This is a genomic window from Agrobacterium sp. NPDC090273 (assembly GCF_044772305.1).
Lineage (GTDB): Bacteria > Pseudomonadota > Alphaproteobacteria > Rhizobiales > Rhizobiaceae > Agrobacterium.
Genome location: NZ_JBIVYN010000020.1, coordinates 1 through 1,246, shown reverse-complemented (window position 1 = coordinate 1,246; position 1,246 = coordinate 1). Strand labels below are relative to the sequence as shown.

1 protein-coding gene is annotated in these 1,246 nt (G+C 60.8%); it reads left to right on the top strand.

What is annotated here, in order from left to right; all coding sequences use genetic code 11:
• The coding region (locus ACIQT8_RS25230; protein WP_400971291.1) for a 4Fe-4S dicluster domain-containing protein at positions 1–1,246 on the top strand (1,246 nt) is incomplete at both ends.

Sequence of the window (1,246 nt, the reverse complement as noted above, 5' to 3'; positions counted from 1 at the left end):
CGGGCTGGCGCGAGGAGGAGGGGCATCCCTTCAAGACCGAGGTCAAGGACGATCAGTTCCTGTTGCTCGGCCCGGCCGGCTCGATCCGCCTGCCAAACTTCGCCATGCCGCCATTGATGAACAATCACGGCAACTACATCGTCTCGCTTGGGCTGGTCTGTCGCTGGCTGGCGGAAAAGGCGGAAGCGCTCGGCGTCGAGATCTATCCGGGCTTTGCCGCCACCGAAGTGCTTTACAATGACGAAGGTGCCGTCATCGGTGTTGCCACCGGCGATATGGGCATCGAGCGCAACGGCGAACCCGGCCCGAACTTCACCCGCGGGATGGAGCTGCACGGCAAATATGTGCTGATCGGGGAAGGTGTGCGCGGTTCGCTCGCCAAGCAGCTGATCGCCAGGTTCGACCTGTCCCGGGATCGGGAACCGCAAAAGTTCGGTATCGGCATCAAGGAGCTGTGGCAGGTCAAGCCTGAGAACCACAAACAGGGTCTGGTGCAGCACTCGTTCGGCTGGCCGCTTGGCATGAAGACCGGCGGCGGTTCGTTCCTCTATCACCTGGAAGACAATCTGGTCGCCGTCGGTTTCGTGGTGCACCTCAATTACAAGAACCCCTATCTTTATCCGTTCGAGGAATTCCAGCGCTTCAAGACACATCCGGCGATCCGCGACACGTTCGAGGGTGGCAAGCGTTTGTCCTATGGCGCCCGCGCCATCACCGAAGGCGGTTATCAGTCGGTTCCGAAGCTGACCTTCCCGGGCGGCGCGCTGATCGGCTGTTCGGCCGGTTTCGTCAACGTGCCGCGCATCAAGGGCAGCCACAATGCGGTGCTGTCGGGCATGCTGGCGGCCGACAAGATTGCCGCGGCAATTGCAGGCGGTCGCGCCCATGACGAGGTCGTCGAGATCGAGAACGAATGGCGTCAGGGCGATATCGGCAAGGACCTGAGACGAGTCCGCAACGTCAAGCCGCTGTGGTCTAAGTTCGGCACGGCTGTCGGCGTGGCGCTTGGTGGCCTCGACATGTGGACGAACCAGCTGTTCGGTTTTTCGGTGTTCGGCACGCTGAAACACGGCAAGACGGATGCGGAAAGTCTCGAACCAGCTTCGAAGCACAAACCGATCGCCTATCCGAAGCCGGATGGCGTTTTGACCTTCGACCGCCTGTCATCGGTGTTCCTGTCCTCGACCAACCATGAAGAAGACCAGCCGGTGCATCTTCAGGTGAAGGACATGGCGCTGCAGAAATC